The sequence below is a fragment of the Pseudoalteromonas sp. SD03 genome, assembly GCF_040937955.1.
In the GTDB taxonomy this organism is placed as follows: Bacteria; Pseudomonadota; Gammaproteobacteria; order Enterobacterales; family Alteromonadaceae; genus Pseudoalteromonas; species Pseudoalteromonas tetraodonis.
Map to the genome: position 1 here is coordinate 1,552,938 of NZ_CP162514.1, position 17,290 is coordinate 1,570,227.

The 17,290-nt window shown below is 40.2% G+C and carries 14 protein-coding genes; 8 read left to right on the forward strand and 6 right to left on the reverse strand.

All coding sequences use genetic code 11. The annotated features are described in order from the left end of the window. Positions 1-319: 319 nt before the first annotated feature. On the reverse strand, positions 320-1,474 hold the full coding sequence (locus ABZP26_RS07225) for an IS110 family transposase (RefSeq protein WP_350608565.1): 1,155 nt from the start codon (positions 1,472-1,474) through the stop codon (positions 320-322). 164 nt (positions 1,475-1,638) lie between these two features. Between ABZP26_RS07225 and ABZP26_RS07230 the strand changes: the two genes are divergently transcribed. Together ABZP26_RS07230 and ABZP26_RS07235 are read left to right on the forward strand one after the other, a co-directional pair. Then, entirely contained in the window at positions 1,639-1,998 is a 360-nt protein-coding gene (locus ABZP26_RS07230) for a hypothetical protein (protein ID WP_368485546.1), read from the forward strand. 321 nt (positions 1,999-2,319) lie between these two features. Further along, positions 2,320-2,646 (forward strand): 50S ribosome-binding protein YggL, encoded by a 327-nt coding sequence (locus ABZP26_RS07235; protein ID WP_350606650.1) that lies wholly within the window; start codon positions 2,320-2,322, stop codon positions 2,644-2,646. Positions 2,647-2,962: 316 nt separating this feature from the next. Here the strand turns inward: ABZP26_RS07235 and ABZP26_RS07240 are convergent, their stop codons facing one another. After that, positions 2,963-4,144, reverse strand: a complete 1,182-nt coding sequence (locus ABZP26_RS07240; protein ID WP_350606651.1) for a PQQ-dependent sugar dehydrogenase — start codon at positions 4,142-4,144, stop codon at positions 2,963-2,965. Here ABZP26_RS07240 and ABZP26_RS07245 point away from each other — a divergent pair. Beyond that, positions 4,129-4,593 (forward strand): hypothetical protein, encoded by a 465-nt coding sequence (locus tag ABZP26_RS07245; RefSeq protein WP_350606654.1) that lies wholly within the window; start codon positions 4,129-4,131, stop codon positions 4,591-4,593. The genes ABZP26_RS07240 and ABZP26_RS07245 overlap by 16 nt on opposite strands. 74 nt (positions 4,594-4,667) lie before the next feature. On the opposite strand, the gene ABZP26_RS07250 is transcribed toward ABZP26_RS07245, so the two are convergent. Together ABZP26_RS07250 and ABZP26_RS07255 are read right to left on the reverse strand one after the other, a co-directional pair. Then, the gene (locus ABZP26_RS07250) at positions 4,668-5,867 is read right to left on the reverse strand and encodes an Nramp family divalent metal transporter (protein ID WP_350606656.1); all 1,200 of its coding nucleotides are present in this window, start codon (positions 5,865-5,867) and stop codon (positions 4,668-4,670) included. Positions 5,868-6,268: 401 nt separating this feature from the next. Continuing rightward, positions 6,269-7,531, reverse strand: coding sequence for a valine--pyruvate transaminase (locus ABZP26_RS07255; RefSeq protein WP_368485547.1), 1,263 nt, complete (start codon positions 7,529-7,531; stop codon positions 6,269-6,271). Between the two features lie 234 nt (positions 7,532-7,765). On the opposite strand from ABZP26_RS07255, the gene ABZP26_RS07260 reads away from it, so the two are divergent. The 4 genes from ABZP26_RS07260 to ABZP26_RS07275 all read left to right on the forward strand — a co-directional run bounded on the left by ABZP26_RS07260 (position 7,766) and on the right by ABZP26_RS07275 (position 14,052). Continuing rightward, positions 7,766-8,779 carry an endonuclease/exonuclease/phosphatase family protein gene (locus tag ABZP26_RS07260; protein WP_368485548.1) on the forward strand — a complete coding sequence of 338 codons (1,014 nt, stop codon included), beginning with the start codon at positions 7,766-7,768 and terminating at the stop codon, positions 8,777-8,779. Between the two features lie 355 nt (positions 8,780-9,134). Continuing rightward, the gene (locus ABZP26_RS07265) at positions 9,135-10,139 is read left to right on the forward strand and encodes an HlyD family secretion protein (protein ID WP_128583623.1); all 1,005 of its coding nucleotides are present in this window, start codon (positions 9,135-9,137) and stop codon (positions 10,137-10,139) included. Then, positions 10,139-12,928 carry a ribosome-associated ATPase/putative transporter RbbA gene (rbbA, locus tag ABZP26_RS07270; protein ID WP_368485549.1) on the forward strand — a complete coding sequence of 930 codons (2,790 nt, stop codon included), beginning with the start codon at positions 10,139-10,141 and terminating at the stop codon, positions 12,926-12,928. Before ABZP26_RS07265 ends, rbbA begins: the two co-directional genes overlap by 1 nt. Positions 12,929-12,930: 2 nt before the next feature. Further along, the gene (locus ABZP26_RS07275) at positions 12,931-14,052 is read left to right on the forward strand and encodes an ABC transporter permease (protein WP_368485550.1); all 1,122 of its coding nucleotides are present in this window, start codon (positions 12,931-12,933) and stop codon (positions 14,050-14,052) included. A 301-nt stretch (positions 14,053-14,353) separates the two neighbouring features. On the opposite strand, the gene ABZP26_RS07280 is transcribed toward ABZP26_RS07275, so the two are convergent. Next, a complete protein-coding gene (locus tag ABZP26_RS07280; RefSeq protein ID WP_368485551.1) occupies positions 14,354-15,526 on the reverse strand; it encodes a DUF3103 family protein in 1,173 nt (390 codons plus the stop codon). Between the two features lie 270 nt (positions 15,527-15,796). On the opposite strand from ABZP26_RS07280, the gene ABZP26_RS07285 reads away from it, so the two are divergent. Then, positions 15,797-16,216, forward strand: coding sequence for an MAPEG family protein (locus ABZP26_RS07285; protein WP_138764069.1), 420 nt, complete (start codon positions 15,797-15,799; stop codon positions 16,214-16,216). 52 nt (positions 16,217-16,268) lie between these two features. Here ABZP26_RS07285 and yddG read toward each other — a convergent pair whose 3' ends face one another. After that, a complete protein-coding gene (yddG, locus tag ABZP26_RS07290) occupies positions 16,269-17,171 on the reverse strand; it encodes an aromatic amino acid DMT transporter YddG (protein ID WP_368485552.1) in 903 nt (300 codons plus the stop codon). Between the last annotated feature and the right edge of the window lie 119 nt (positions 17,172-17,290).

The window sequence follows — 17,290 nt, forward strand, 5'->3', positions numbered from 1 at the left end:
ATTGGGCGTTGGTATGACTCCCACTGTCAAGTTAAACGCACTGATCCTTGCTTAACTTTTTAAGCCATAATTACTTCAGCTCGAATTAGAGCGAGTTAATACATAGGATGAAGCAAGTAAGTTCGTCGGTTATCTTGCTGATATTCGTTGGTTATTACTATTTCTAGTAACAGAGCAGACCTTACTTATTCCGTCGTGGCACCTGTCTTCAGTCTATGTTCGTGGTTCAACGCAGCGTTAGCTGCATTGCCATCCTAACGCCGTCGGTGGTTGTGCCACACCCGATGCTTGATCCCATGCATTAACTCTAATTCGTTTATCATGCGGGTACTCTTGCCAATCTAAGTTTTGTATTCACTGGCGTAAGCACCACTTCTTTAGCAATGGCCCATATGTACGCAATCATTTCTCGGGCAATTGCGGTGACAACCAGGTTGTAGTGTTTCCCTTTGGCTATCATTTTTTTATAGCGCTTGCAGAGCCTAAGTTGTGCTTTCCACGCAATATCAATAATGTCCTTTGGTAAACCTTCTTGTCGTTTTTGCATATCTGTCGATATATTTGCTGCATATCGATAAGTGTGCGCGCCTTCAACAAGGAGGCGTCTTGCTCGGCCATTTCCGCATTTTGTGATAGCGCCAATATGGCGTTTGCCACCACTCGAGTGTTCACTGGGTACAAGACCGAGATAACTCATTAATTTACGGGGATGATCGAAGCGCGTTAAATCGCCAAGCTCAGCAACAACACCGGTGGCGACCAACAAACGAACACCTCGCATTGCTTGTATTGCTTTAACAACGGGATAATAACGCCATTGATGGACGTGATGTGTAAGTTCATTATCTAATCGTTCAAGTCGGCTTATTCGCTCGGTAATTGTTTGTAAAAACTCTTGTAAAACGATGTGCTGTGCTGGGTGTGGAAGCACAAGCTCAGTGAGCCAACGTAAATGTTTTTGTGACCAATTTGCAGTGCCTTTGTAATTAATATTATTACGAAGCAGCAGTGCTTTTAATTGATATTTAGCATCTTTTAAATCTTTCATGGCTACTTCGCGTGCGCGAGATAAATCGCGTACGGCTTCATCTTCAGGCTCGGGAACATAGATAGGTGTTAAATCTTCAGATTTAAGTAATTTAGCGAGCTTAAGGGCATCACGTTTATCGGTTTTAATTTTTTCACCAGGTTTTTTAGGAATAAGAGACGGGGCAACCACATAACAGCAATGGCCAAGGCTTGTGATTAATCTGTAAATCCAATAACCACAAGGGCCTGCTTCATAAACAAAGTGTAGCGTTGCGCCAGGGTATTTAGATTCAAACTGACGGACAAGCTTTTGAACGGCCATTTTGGAAGAAGAAAATCGACCTAGGTGAACAGGTTGAGCGCCTCTATGTTCGTCAATATAGGCGACTTCATTGAATTCTTTATGTGTATCAAGACCGATAAAAAGTATGCTATGTTTATTCATGTTAGCCTCTGCTGTTTAGTTATTTGACAAACTAATTATGGCTCTGGTTTTGAATTAAGCTAACCCACGAAAAGCGGAGGCTAACACCGTGTGGGAGTCATTATGTCTAGTTTTCAAGGAAATTTATGGGGTCAATTTTGAGACTATTTTGTATTAGCTTAATCATGTTTGTATCTGGATGTGCAAGTATTTACGGAGTTACTGGTGCTGATGAAGGAAAAAAGGTTGGTGATTCGTTTGAGTATCACGTAATACACCCAGGTTTAGATGTAACAATCATTGAACCATATAGTGAAAAATTAATTCCTATAGAAACTATTGGTAAAAGCTCTCTCTCGCCCTTAACCCATACGATAAAGTTCGGGACTTCCGAGAAGATACATATTTTAAAGATCGTTGGGAAGTATGAGAAGGACTTGTATCTTGATGATACATACTATGGTTCTATCTGGAATGGAGATGTACTTGTAAAAAATGGAATACTATTTATTAATGGTAGAATTGCTGACAAAATTGAAAACTAACAAACCAAGTCATCGGAAAACCACTCACTGGCTGCGCCAAAAAACCAAAGGGGTCAAATCTTGACTTCAGACATCAGAACTTAAATTTCTCCAAGCGGCTTAATTTAAGCCATTATATTCCTCTAAAAGCGCAGCGTCTCTTATCCTCTTTGTGAATAAATATCTTCATTAAAAAGTACTCAGATAACAATTGAGCGTAATTAGTTAAGTTCTAACTATTTGTTAAATAGTAAGTTATCTTTGGATTTTTCTTCCTTATAACTTACTCTATGTACCTCATTGGCAGATTAATAAGTTGGCGTCATATGCCAAAGGATATTTATGAGTACTAAAAGTAGACGATTACGCAAAAAGTTGTATTTAGATGAATTTGCTATTCTAGGTTTTGAATTTACTTGTAATTTAAATGCTACAGAAGCGGAATTTGATTTATTACTAGATGAGCTTTTAGAATTCATCGATAAAAGAAAACTTTGTATTGCTGGTGGAGGTGACTGTAAGTCATTCAGTGGCTTTATTTGTTCTGTTAATCGTTACGGTTCGGCGACTAACCAAGATAGAGCAGACGTTGAGCTTTGGTTAAAGTCTAAAGAAAACATTTCAAATATTGTTGTTAGTCAACTAGTTGATGCAAACTACGCAGTGTAATGATTTATTTAAAGATTATTTGGTTGAAGACCAAAATGAGCAAATATTAACTTCACATATCAGAACTTAAATTTACAAAAGCGACTTAAAAGCCGTTATATTGCATATTAAGCACAGCATGATAAATCGGGTTGCCCCAAGTAAATTCATCATTTTTGTCGGATGGCGTGGCTTCGCCACTTATCCGACCTACGTTAAAAAGTAGGTTGGTTAAGCAGAAGGCGCCACCCAACAGAGTTCTTAAAGTTATTAAAGCGGCTTAATTCAAGCCGCTACTTTCCTCTAAAAGCGCAGCGTCTCTTATCCTCTTTGTAAATTAATTTGCTTTAAACAACATTAACTTTGCCTCTTTTCCATCCGTTAATATCGCTACATTACCTTCAGCAGTGACAAACACATCTCTGAGCCTGCCTGTGGCTTCTGGAAAAATATGAGTCTGGGTGTATTCACCATTCGCTAAATTAATACTGTAGAGCTTTTTATCGACCAATGTAGTAATAAGCACGTGGCGTTGCAGTGAAGGGAAGGCTGTATGCTTAGAGCCATAATATGCCATGCCTGATGGGGCGATTGAGGGCGTCCAATCTACGGCTGGTTTAGCCATTCCAGGGTAATCTCTAAAGGGGGAAATACGTGCTTGTGAATAATCGTCACCGTTGGTTATTACTGGCCAGCCGTAATTGGTGCCAGCTGTTAAATAATTGAGTTCGTCACCGCCAGCGGGGCCGTGTTCGTGGCTAATAATTTGCTGTGTATCGTGATCATAAACCAAGCCTTGCAAGTTACGGTGCCCGAGTGAATAAATGGCATGCGAGTTAGCGTTTTTGTGACTAATAAACGGGTTATCGCTTGGTATTGTGCCGTTTAAGTTTATGCGTAATGTTTTGCCAAGTTGACTGGTAATAACCTGTGCTTGCTCGCGGTAGTCAAAACCATCACCACTTGAAAATAATAAGGTATTATCAGGCAGCACAAGCGCGCGGCCAGAATAATGCTGCGGTGTGCCTTTATCGGTGGCGACTTTATAAATAATTTTTGGCGTTGAAAATTGCGCACCATCAAACGTGGCTTTGGCTATTACTAGCCTGTTTGCATCAAGCTCACCTTGGGCGTAAGTGAATATAATTTCTTTTGATTCACTGTAATTTGGCGAAAGCACTACATCAAGTAAACCACCTTGCCCTGCAACGTATAAGCCCTCGAAGTTTATTTTAACTCGGGTTTGTTGGTTGTTTTTAATGATAACAACATGGCCATCACGCTCGGTGATTAACCAGGTATTGTTTGGGAGTTTAACCATGCTCCACGGTGAATTGAGCCCTGTTGCTAAAGTACTAGCTGTGTATTGCTGTGTTGGTAACTCTGCACTGGCGTGACAAGAAAACGCTAAAAGTGACAGTAGCGTAATACAATATAGAGATTGTTTACCCTGCAAGCCTTTGCTAGTGTAAGGAAAAAGTTTTATTTTAAGTTGAGATAACCATGCAGTTTTTAACACGTATACTCCCGTCATTTTTAGTTTCTTGGTTACTTACATTCACTCTTGCTAGCTTGTTTCATAGTCAATACGTTGTCAATCAATTAGTTAATGTAGGTGTTGTAGTGAGTCTTAATGACCGTGTTAACTTAATCCTTGAAGATTGGCTTGGCTTGCTACCGACCTATGGCGCTATTATTGCTGTAGCACTTGCCATCGCGTTTTTATTAGTTACTTGGTTTATTGCTAAAAAAATGAACAAGCAAGGTACACAACTATTTGTTATTGCTGGTGTGGTGGCGTTTGCAACGGCGTTAATTGCGATTGAATCTATTATGAATATTACTATTATTGCAGGTGCAAGAGGTTGGGGTTTTTATGCGCAATTATGTGCAGGTGCAGTAGGGGGTTATGTATTTGCAAAACTTATTAAGGAAAATAAGCACAAGGCAGCGCATCACGGCTTTTAAGTCAGTATTGGTCTGCAATGTAAAAAGCCGCTATTAATATAGCGGCTTTTGTGTGAATAAATTGCGTCGTGATATCAAAAAATCAAACTAAACAGCTTGTAACCACTTAAGCCAAAAATAAGCACTAACATCGGTAAAGTAAGTAAGTTTACCAACATTGAGTTGGTGTATTTGCCCATTACTGATTTTTGGTTAACCAGCCACACTAGGTAGGTGGTTACAATAGGCAGTAATAGGCCATTAGCTGCTTGGGCAAAAATTATCACGGCAACAGGGTCTAAACCCAGAGATGCTACCGCCGCACCAAATAATAAAATAACAATGGCGACACTTTTAAAGCGGGTGTTATCCATTTTATTTGACCAACCTAACATGCCACATACTGCATATGCACCGGCAAGGGGAGCTGTTATTGCGCTGGTTAAACCTGCTGCAAATAAGCCAATAGCAAAAAAGTAATGGGCAGCATCGCCAAGTAATGGCTCAAGTTGTACCGCCATGTTGGCAGCGCTAATTTGCCCTGCATCTGTGCCATAAAATGCCACTGACGCGGTTGATAAAATTGCCAGCGTGATCACGCCACCTAAGGTGATAGACACACCCGTATCTACATTAGTTTGCTTAATAACTTTTTGCTTATCACTTTTGCTGTCGTGTCTTGCAGCTAAAACACCTGAGTGTAAAAATAAGTTATACGGCACTATGGTGGTGCCCACTAATGCCAATACGGTGGTAATTGAACCCTCAGGCATACTAGGAATAAACCCTGCTAACACATCACTCAGCGAGGGAGCAGCCATAACAAGTGTAGAGATAAACACTAGGCTCATTAAAATCACTAATAAAATAAGCGCGTTTTCAACGACTTTGTGTTTACCGCTGTAAAGTAACACCGCACTTAAAAATGCAATGAGTGGCGTCCAAAGCTGGGCATTAACATGAGGGAATATTTCAATTAATCCCATGCTGGCACCGCTAAGGTTGCCAGCCTCGTAGGCGGCACTACCTACTCCAATGGCGCTGATCACTAAAAATATAGCGAGAGATTTAAATAGGGGCGTTTCAATGTGAGCTCTTAGCGCTTGCGCTAAATCTTGCCCGGTGGCTACGCCAAGGCGCGCCGCCATAGATTGTAATAATATGGTGGCAATAACTGAAAACAGTAATGTCCATATTAGTGCAAAACCAAAGTTTGCACCTGCCACGCTGGCAGTCGTAATAGTCCCTGGTCCAATGAAGGCAGCGGTGACGAGTAGTCCTGGTCCTAATCGCATAATTGACCTTAATAGTACTTTTGTATATTGCTATTTAAAGTTACATCTAACGTTTTATAACGCGATGCCTGTATTATTGCTGCCACTTATATTAAGTGCCTTGCAGCGATAGCCGCCCCTTGGCAAACCCTTTTTTGATGATAATCATATGTTAAAAAAGGTCGCGTAGCATACCAACTTATGTATAAATTTAAAGGGGGTGTGGCGCGTTTGCACAAAATTAGTACAATCAACAAATAAAAGTAATAACTGCTTACCTCAGTTTAGGACTTATTTAACGACTTAAAGAATGACTGAATAACCTTAAATTGTTCACAGGTTTATGCCAATAACTATAGGCACTATAAACGCTTTGCACGCACTGTATTCAAGCAAAGGGTTTGAATGCCCTAAATATCAATTCATGCCATCACGGCTTTAATGGCCTCTAAGCCTTTTCGCAAAGTGCTGGCATCGGTTGCATAATTAATGCGAATACACTGGTGTTTGTGTGCCCAAGCATCATCAATACCAATAAAAAAATTATGCCCGGGAATAATATAAACATCCTGCTCTTTGAGCTTTTGGTAAAGTTGTTCGCTGGTTATTTTTGCCTCTTTAAACCACAGCCACATAAAAAATGCGCCTTCTACTTTGTGTAAGTAAACGGGGAGGTGGGCAAATATTTCATCAAACAAGTTCATTGCTGTTTGTGCTTTTTCTCGATAAAAAGGCAGCACTGAATTTTTACACAGCGGAAGGAGTTCATCTTCATTAATAAGGCGCGTTACTAAACTTGGGCCAAAACTGTTTGGCGATAAAACCATACTGCCATTTATACGGCCAATGGCTTTAATTATGTCATTGTTAGCCACTACAATACCGGTTCGCAAACCCGGTAGGCCAAGCTTTGAAAGTGACATGCATAAAATAGTGTTTGAGTTCCAGGTTAAGTTTGCGTCGGTATAAATACACCCAGGGAATGGGTCGCCGTAGGCGTTATCAATGATCAGTGGGATATTATATTGCTTAGCCAATAAATCGAGATGCTGTACTCCTTCATCAGTAATGACATTGCCTGTTGGGTTAGTCGGGCGCGATACACACAGTGCGCTAATGCTGCTGTCGCTTGCTAATACTTGCTCAACAGCTTTAAGATTAATGGTATATTTAAATTGGTTTGAGCCACTTTCAGTATTTAAAATTTCGATATCGGGCTTTATTGCTACAAACATATCGTCAGTTAAGCCTTGATCTGCATAGCCTACATATTCAGGTGCCAGCGGAAATAAAACCTTTTTATGGCCTCCATCAGGCATACTGCCAGCTAACAGATTAAATAACACAAAAAAATTGGCTTGGCTGCCATTACCAAGCGCTATATTATTTGCGGTTAAATCCCATGAGTATTCACTTTTTAGTTGCTTGGCCAGAGCTGCACGAAATGCATCATTACCCGTAGGGCCATCGTAAAGTCCAAATACGTTGGAAAGTGTATTATTAGCAACAAGCTTTTGTAACTCATTGATAAAAATATTATTAACCTCAGGCACTAAGGCCGGATTACCACCACCGAGCATAACAATATTTGGATTGTTACTGTTTTTAGCATCGCCTAAATCTTCCATTAACTGAGTAATACCATTAGGTTGAGTAAATTTAGTGCCGAAGTTTGAGTAATCCATAATGACCGTGTGCCTTAAAAAATGATAAGTTAGTGTAAATTAACACTATGAATTTGATATTGAAAAATTTTCACCGCTTAGATTACTATAGCCATAACCCGCTATAATCGTTTTTCATATTTTAAGTAGGGCAGCCTTATCAGCAACCTTGAATCACACACTAAAACACTTTTAAACACCACAGCAGACGATTCGGTTATTACTGATACGATTCTTAAAATTGCCACTTTTAACTTGTTTAATTACCTTGAGCCGCCTAATGCCTATTATGAATTTGAACGCATATACACCGCAGAGCAGTGGGCTAGGAAGCAGCGTTGGCTTGTAAATTACTTAACCGAACATCAGCCTGATGTGATTGGTTTTCAAGAAGTATTTAGTATTGAGTCGCTTAAAGAATTAGTTAAAGAGCAAGGTTATGCGTACTTTGCCGTGGTAGATGAGCCCCAGGTAATCGACGACTTTATTTACAAACGCCCTGTTGTGGCAATAGCCGCAAAATACCCAATTGCTGAAGTGGCAAGTGTTGAGCATGACCATGAGCTTGCTGAAACCCTTGGTTTAACTGAGGATTTTACATTTAGCCGAAAGGTGCTTAGAGCTACAATAACCTTACCGCATATCGGCAACACGGATTGTTATGTGGTGCATTTTAAGTCTAAGCGCTCAATGATAGAGCTTGATGAGCAAAACAAAGACCTCACACCCGAAAAAAATATTATCGAGCTATTAAAAGCCGATATAGCAGGGAGTTGGGGCTCAACTATTCAGCGCGGCAGTGAAGCCACATTACTGATGATGGACATCATTGCACGCCGCGAATCTTCACAAAACCCAATGGTTTTAATGGGCGATTTTAACAACGACTTAGCTGATGGCGTTTTAAGCCATTTACTAACAAATACACTGCGCTTTGCCCCCACGTTTGACAGTAAAACTTACCTTGCAAAATATTGCCTTAACGACGCATGGCAGTTATTTGCAAAGTCGCAATTAAATTTGGCTAATCAAAATAATGAAAATACAGTGGATTTAAAGCGAAAGCCTACCCATTATTTTGGCGCGAGCAGCTCAGTGCTTGACTACATTTTGTTGTCTTGCGAGTTTGACTCAAGTTACGACGATAGCTTTTTTGAGGTGAGCCATTACCATACTTACGATCGTCATTTAATTAACCCTGAATTTGAGCGTGATGATTTAAGCACAGATCATGGCGTGGTATTGATTAGCTTAGCATTAAGGTCGTAGCGGGTTTTGTTACTATAAATAGTAAGCTAATCTGCCGCTGACATAATTAATATTAAGGCGCTCAGTTGGTGCCTTGATGTTTTCTCTTTCTTTTATCCTGCTGTTTTAAAAAATCACTAATAATTAGTGCATTAACTCTAATTTATATTGATCCACATCATCTTTATTAACGGTGAGAGTGGTAGATTAGTGACGCTGGATTTTTAAGTTCGTTTAAATCGCTTATTACAACTACCCTTGTTGTACTTACAAAGCAGGGTTGCTTTTATATAACAAATAGCGTGCTGTATCCTAAAAATTTTTACCTTGACTACCCTCACTTACATTACTTTATACATACATGGAGTTTTAGCACATGACAATTAAATCAACGTTCAAATCTTTGAGTAAGCTCGCTGTTTTGGTCATTGTGGGGGGGGCTGGCTGGTATGCTTGGCAAACCTTGCAGCCTACATCATTTGCTGAACAACTCCCTGACAGTGTTGCCTATGGGAATGGGCGAATTGAAGCGACTGAGTACGATATTGCTACAAAATTACCGGGCCGCTTAGTTGACGTTATGGTGCAAGAAGGCGATATGGTTAAAGCGGGTCAAACGCTAGCGGTTATTGACACTGATGATTTAAATGCACAGTTACGTGAAGCTCAGGCGGGACTTCGTGTTGCCAATGAGTCTCGTAAATACGCATTAGCGATTGTAGAGCAGCATAAAAGTGAGCTTAATTTTGCACAAACTGAATTGCGCCGCTCTGCAAAATTATTGGAAAAAGGCCATATTTCAAAAGAAGTGGTAGATCAACAACGAACCACCTCTGCTATTGCGCAAGCTGCTTTAACCGCGGCAAACGTAAAAGTTGTGCAGTCGGATGCTGAAATAGAAGCAGCGCAGGCACGTATTGAGCGATTACAAAGCAACATAGCCGACAGCACGCTCACAGCACCAATCAATGGACGTATATTGTATCGATTAGCTGAGCCTGGCGAAGTGCTTGGCAGTGGTGGCAAGGTTTTATCGTTATTGGATTTAACCGATGTTTATATGAGTATATATTTACCAACAGCGCAAGCGGGCAAGGTAACAATAGGCTCACAAGCGCGCATTGTTATTGATGCTGTTGCCGAGTATACATTGCCGGCTAAAGTGACGTTTGTATCTGCACAGGCGCAATTTACCCCTAAATCGGTAGAAACCCGAAACGAGCGCGATAAACTGATGTTTAGAGTTAAGGTAAAGCTCGATTCGCAGTTATTAAAAGATCATATCAAACAAGTAAAAACAGGGGTGCCAGGGCTTGCTTATGTGTTGTTAGCGCCTGAAAAAAATTGGCCTACGTCATTACAGGTACGAGTGCCTGAATAATGGATAACGACGATAAAAACATTCAACAGCCACCAAGTGAAAGTGTGGTTACGCTTACTAAGGTGAGCCATCGCTATGCTAATAATCGCGTGCTGGACAACATTAGTATTTCATTACCTGCCGGGAAAATGGTCGGGTTTATAGGCCCTGATGGCGTAGGAAAATCAAGCTTGCTGGCACTTATAGCGGGGGCAAGGGCGATTCAAGAGGGGGAGGTTGAGGTATTAAACGGCAATATGCGCAGCAGTGGTTTTCGTAATACGGTGTCGCCACGCATTGCTTACATGCCTCAAGGGCTTGGCAAAAATGTGTATCCAACACTTTCTGTGTTTGAAAATATAGATTTTTTTGGTCGTCTATTTTCTCAAAATAAAGCCGAGCGAAAACAACGAATTAATAATCTTTTAAAAAGTACAGGCTTAGAGGCATTTGCCGATCGCCCCGCAGAAAAGCTCTCTGGTGGGATGAAACAAAAACTCGGTTTGTGCTGCGCACTGATCCATGACCCTCAATTATTAATTTTAGATGAGCCAACTACCGGAGTTGATCCGCTATCGCGTCGTCAATTTTGGCAATTAATAAACAGTATTCGCGCTGAAAATACTCAGATGAGCGTACTGGTTGCGACCGCCTACATGGAAGAAGCCGATGATTTTGATTGGCTAGTTGCTATGGACGATGGAAAAGTAATCGGTACGGGCAGCCCACAAAATCTAAAAGCACAAACTAACAAAGAATCGCTTGATGAGGCGTTTATAGCATTACTTTCTGAAGAAAAACGCCATGATCATCAGCGGTTAGTTGTGCCACCTCGTAAACAAGACTTAAGCACAACCCAGTTCGCTATAGAAGCAAATGGATTATGTAAAACATTTGGTGATTTTACCGCTGTTAACAAGGTGAGCTTGAGTATTGAACAAGGTGAAATTTTTGGCTTTTTAGGCTCAAATGGCTGTGGAAAAACCACCACAATGAAAATGCTTACCGGGTTACAACCGGCAACCAGCGGCGAAGCAAAATTGTTTGGTGAAAAGGTCGATGCCAATAACATAGAAAGCCGCAAACGCGTTGGTTTTATGTCGCAAGCATTTTCGCTTTATAACGAGCTTACAGTGAAGCAAAACTTGGTATTACATGCGCGTTTATTTCACTTAGCCGCAAAGAAAATAGAGCCGCGCGTTAAAGATTTAATTACTCGGTTTAACCTTAAAAAATACAGTGACGATTTTCCTACCGATTTGCCCCTAGGTATTCGCCAGCGTTTATCGCTTGCTGTTGCGGTAGTACATAGCCCTGAAATGCTCATACTTGATGAGCCCACATCGGGGGTAGACCCCGTTGCAAGGGATGACTTTTGGCAGCTACTCATTGAGCTTTCGCGCGAACAAGGCGTGACTATTTTTATTTCGACTCACTTTATGGATGAAGCGGCTCGTTGCGATAGAATTTCGTTAATGCATGCAGGTAAAATACTTGCCAGCGATACGCCAGCTGCACTGTGCCAAGCGCGTAATACCGACACACTAGAAGCTGCCTTTATTGAATATTTAGAAGAGGCGGTAAATGCAGCGGGAGCAAGCTCGGCGATACAAGCATCGATAACGGATAAACCCAAAGCTTTGGCTACAGCGCCCGCTACTCGTAAGAATAACACTAACCCCGCATTTAGTTTGTTGCGGTTATTTGGTTATGCGCATCGCGAAACGCTAGAGTTATGGCGCGATCCTATTCGCCTAACGTTTGCTTTACTGGGCTCGATAATTTTGCTGTTTATTTTAGGTTACGGCATTACATTTGATGTTGAAGATCTAAGCTTTGCGGTACTAGATCAAGACCAATCGCCCGAGAGCCGCAACTACATTCAAAATATGGCAGGTTCACGTTATTTTATTCAAAAAGCAGATATTAAAAGCCCGCAAGAACTTGATAAACGAATGCGCAGTGGCGAGTTAAGCGTGGCCGTTGAAATTCCACCTAACTTTGCTCAGCAATTTAAACGCGGCCGTAAACCTGAAATTGTAGTGTGGATTGATGGTTCTATGCCGTTTAGGGCAGAAACGATTAATGGTTATATGAGCGGCGTGTATTACAGCTATTTAACCAACTTATCTTTGCGCACTTATGCACAAGTACCAAACTTAGTGCCAGCTAATATTGAATCTCGCTATCGTTATAACCAAGATTTTAAAAGCATTGAGGCCATGGTGCCGGCGGTTATTCCACTACTATTGGTGTTTATTCCTGCAATATTGATGGCGCTTGGCGTAGTGCGCGAAAAAGAGTTGGGTTCAATCATAAACTTATATGTCACACCGGTTAACAGGCTGGAATTTATTATTGGCAAACAGCTGCCTTACATTTTAGTGAGTATGATCAGCTTTTTTGGCTTAGTCGCACTTGCTATTACCGTGTTTGGTGTGGCGCTAAAAGGCAGCTTTTGGGCGCTTAGTTTGGCTGCATTATTATACGTTACAGCGACTACGGGGGTGGGGCTGTTAATTTCGGCTTTTACAAAAACACAAATTTCAGCACTGGCAGCCACTACGGTAGTTGTGTTGATGATTGCCGTTAACTTTTGTGGGCTAATTGACCCTGTTTCTTCCTTGGAAGGGTTTGGAGCGATTATTGGCAAACTGTTTCCAACCACCTACTTTTTAGAGGCGTGTCGGGGGGTCTTTAATAAAGCGCTTAATTTTTCTGATTTATCAGCCCAGCTACTGCCTTTATTCGCTTTTATACCCGTGCTGACTCTGGCCAGTGTATTTTTACTTCCAAAGCAGGACAAATAGCCATGCAACGTCGCGGAAACATTATTAATTTAGGTATTAAAGAGTTGCGTAGTTTATGGCGTGATAAGGTTTTACTGCTATTCGTTTTTTTTGCTTTTACTGGGCTGATTTATGTGGTGGCTTCAGCCACGTCGATAGAGTTAAATAATGCGCCGATTGCAGTTGTTGATCACGACCAATCGCAATTATCTAAGCGTATTATTAATGCCTTTTATGAGCCTTACTTTAAAACGCCAGACAGTCTTTCATTAAGCGATGTTGACTCAGCTATGGATAATGGACGTTATACTTTTGTGCTTAATATACCGCCTTATTTTGAGCGTGATGTACTTGCAGCTAAGCAACCTACGATTCAAGTAAATATAGATGCTACGCGTATGTCGCAAGCATTTATTGGTGATAACTATATTCAAACCATTATTAACGGCGAAGTAAATGAGTTTGTGCAAGGTTATCGAACCGTTTATTCACTGCCAATAATGCAATCGGCGCACATTATGTTTAATCCAAACATGACAAGTGTATGGTTTGGTAGCGTGATGGAATTGATGAACGTGATCACAATGATTTCGATTATTTTAACTGGCGCCGCGGTGATCCGTGAACGCGAACACGGCACATTAGAGCATTTATTAGTGATGCCATTAAGCCCCTTTGAAATAGTGATGGCGAAAATTTGGGCTAATGGTTTAGTGATTTTATTACTGACTGCATTTTCATTATTTATTGTGATCGAAGGTTTGTTACAAGTGCCTATTCATGGCTCGCCAGGCTTATTTTTATTTGGCGTTGCTATTCATTTATTTGCGACCACATCGCTGGGTATATTGTTAGGCACACAGGCGCGCACCATGCCGCAACTCGGGTTATTGATGATCTTAATTTTATTACCATTACAAATGCTCTCTGGCGGTGTTACGCCGCGTGAAAGTATGCCTGAGGTAGTGCAAAATATTATGTTATTGGCGCCAACAACGCATTTTGTAAAATTTGCTCAAGCAATTTTATACCGAGGAGCAGGGTGGGATGTAGTTTGGCCTTACTTTTTAGCATTAACTGTTATTGGCAGTGTGTTTTTTATTGTTGCATTAATGCGCTTTCGTAAATCAGTGGCACAAGGTTAGGGTAATATACCAACCTGCATAAATATTTGAACAATTTAACGAATTAAATCACCCTATAACGTTGTTAAAAATTTTTCATTTAGAACAACTAGATATCAAAAATTTTGCCTAGTTATAGAGCAATTTTCTTATCGTTAAAATAGATCCCATATCCAAGCAGATTGGTATTAAATATAACGCGTGTTTTCAAAAAATGACTTTAAGATAAAGCCACCCGTTAACGTTAAAGCGCTAATGGGTGGCTATTGAAGTATGGGGGAGTGATACCATCCGCAATAATAATTAAGCGAATGGGGATGACTTAGTTTAGTCTTGGGTTAATTTCTAAAGGAGACAGCGTAATGGTCGCATTACTGCTTGCTCCTTTATATTCTTGATAGTCTTTGTTTTCAAACAGCGTGTAAAAAACATCAACATAATCGTCATTATTAGTAAACCACTCATCCGGCATTGCTTTAAGTAGTTCATTGGTCAGCTTAGGAATAATGGCATAACCTTGCGCTTGTAAATCAGGAATGCTCGCCATTACTTGCTCTGATATTTCTAATAATTTTATTGCTAGAGTTTTATAGTTGGTGTTGTCATCTTGTTCCATTAAGAGTAAATCAACCGCCTGCCAACGATAACGCTGCCAATGAATTAGCACCTGATTAGGGCTGTAATCGGTTTGATCATGATCTAAATACGGTAAATCAACGATATCTAATATTGGTTCATCTCGGGTGGGGTCGATACCCGTTACAATGGCATAAATTTCAGCACCACCTGAGATCCATGGTTCTTTGTCATCTTCTAAGCGTATTTTTTTCAATACACTGGTTTGCAGGGGTTGTTCATTGCTTAACTGGTTTTTTGGACTAACCGTGCTTTTACTGAATTTGTTAGCAGATAAAATTCCTCTCATTACTGCAATACCCGCATCTTGTACTTTTTGTTGATCTAATTCGACAATAAAGACAGGTTGGGTCGGCATTTGGTCAACACTAAGATAATGAATGTCACCATACTGATCGAACGCTTCAATCTCGCTCCATTGCGTATCGTCACCAGCGGGTGCAAATGCAAATAAAGGGCGTTCGCCTTGCTGCCAAGCGCTAAGCATTTTATCGCTTGCCAAACGCACTTGTAACAAACTACCGGTGTTGTGTGGTAAACCTTTCAGTTGTTGTAACGCGTTGTTTGCTAAACGAGTATTTTGTTGTGTGTGCATACCTAAAGACGGTAGCTGATCCGCATTCAAAACCAGTTTATATTGGCTTAGTGTTTGTTTAAGATCAGCGTTTAATACACTGTAATTAAGCGCTATTTGTTTTGCGAAATTGCGTTTAATGGTGGCTACGTCTTTGTATTGCGCCAACTTAGCCAAGTTTTCACCTTTTTCGATTTCATATTGAGCTGAAAAAGCGGGCGCTGATACACAGTTCAATAGCGCTAAGGTTACCAAGCATTTGGTTATTTTATTCATCATATTCATTTTACCGTTCCGTTATCAGTAACACTATAAAACAACACCTAGAATAAATACTCAAATAAAAATTATAAAATACGTAATTAGTACTGGTTTTAAGTTTCGCTCAGACTCTAAAAAAATACCAAGACGCTGTGATAGAGTAAGTTTTATATAAAGAATGAATCTATTACAAAAAATTATTTTACTAAAAAGTAATTACTATATACATCAGTGGCTTATCTTTGGCTTGATAGTTGCTGTAACTACTACTCTAACAACACAAAGGATTAAACAATGACCGATATAGCACATTCAGCGTTTATAGCATTTTATTTATATTTAATTATGATGTTAGCTCAGTGGGCAGTGGCGACGTTTAGTAAAGCCAAACAGCCTGGGGCTGTACCAGGAAAAATTGATAAAGACCTATCTCATGAGAGTTTTATATTTAGAGCGCATCGCACCTTTCATAACACATTAGAAAACAGTGCGTTATTTATAGGAACGGTTTTATTTGCCTTTGTGATTAATTACCACAGTTCGGTTTTTGCAATTTGTATTTGGCTATATGTGATTGCACGTTTAATTCATATGGCACTGTATTACGCCATTGCCACCGAGAAAAACCCCAGCCCGCGTAGTTACTTCTTTTTGATTGGTGTGATTGCAAACATTGTGATGTTAGTGCTGTTAGGACTGCGATTAGCAAGCTAATTAAATGATTAAAGCGAAAAGCAGACAGCCTCTAGCTTTTCGCTTACTTATTTTATTGGGCTGGCTTTGTTTTTCGGGTTACCATAAAACACATTAATGAGCCTAATGTAACTAATACTACGCCTTGCCAAAATGCGTTGGTGAGCGATAGTGATAAGTAAATAGAGGCAAATAGCGTAGACAATACAGGGATAAAGTAAGACAAGGTGCCTAACAACACTAAGTTACCGCCAATGATTGCTTGGTTCCATAGTGCGTAACCTCCACCAATAACCACCCCTGCCAGCAATAAAGTAAAACTAGAATATACGTTAAACTCAAAGCTGGGTTCATTACTCAGTCCGTAACTTATCCATAAAGAAATTGCCGTGGCTGCAAAAAACACATTAATGGCATTTTTACCCTCGCTAAGTTTAACCGTTACACTGCAATACACAGCCCAAATAAACGCTGCTGCAAACGCCATAGAGTAGGGTAATGGGTTGTCGCTAATATTAGCGGTTAATACAGCCATAGATAAACCACTGTTGCCAGCAATACACCATGCAACGCCTAAAAACGCAATCAGTATGCTCGGGTAGACTAATACGCTTACTTTAGTGCGGTTAATAATAATCGAAAATAAAATGGTTAACGCTGGCCAAAGGTAGTTAATAATTGCCATTTCTAACGCTTGCTGGCGACTATTTGCAAAGCCGAGGGATAACGCTAAACACATTTCGTAAATAACAAATAAGCTGCCACCAAAGACTAAATAGCGTTTTGGGTAATTGCTTAGTCTTGGTACACCCATGACAAACATTAAAAAAATCGCACTGACGCTGTAAATTAAAGCAGCACCGCCAATAGGGCTAAATAACTCTGATAAGTCACGAATAAAGGCAGTTAAACTGCTCCAGAGCAAAATTGCGAGCACCCCAAACAGGGTGTATTTGTGTTTACTTAATAAAGACATAATAAAATTCAAAGCGTGATGATAAAACACGGGGAATGTGGCATTTTATGATTTAAAGAACAAGCATATGTATCAAAATACCGACTAAATGCTTATAAATTATATTTAAGATCAATAGC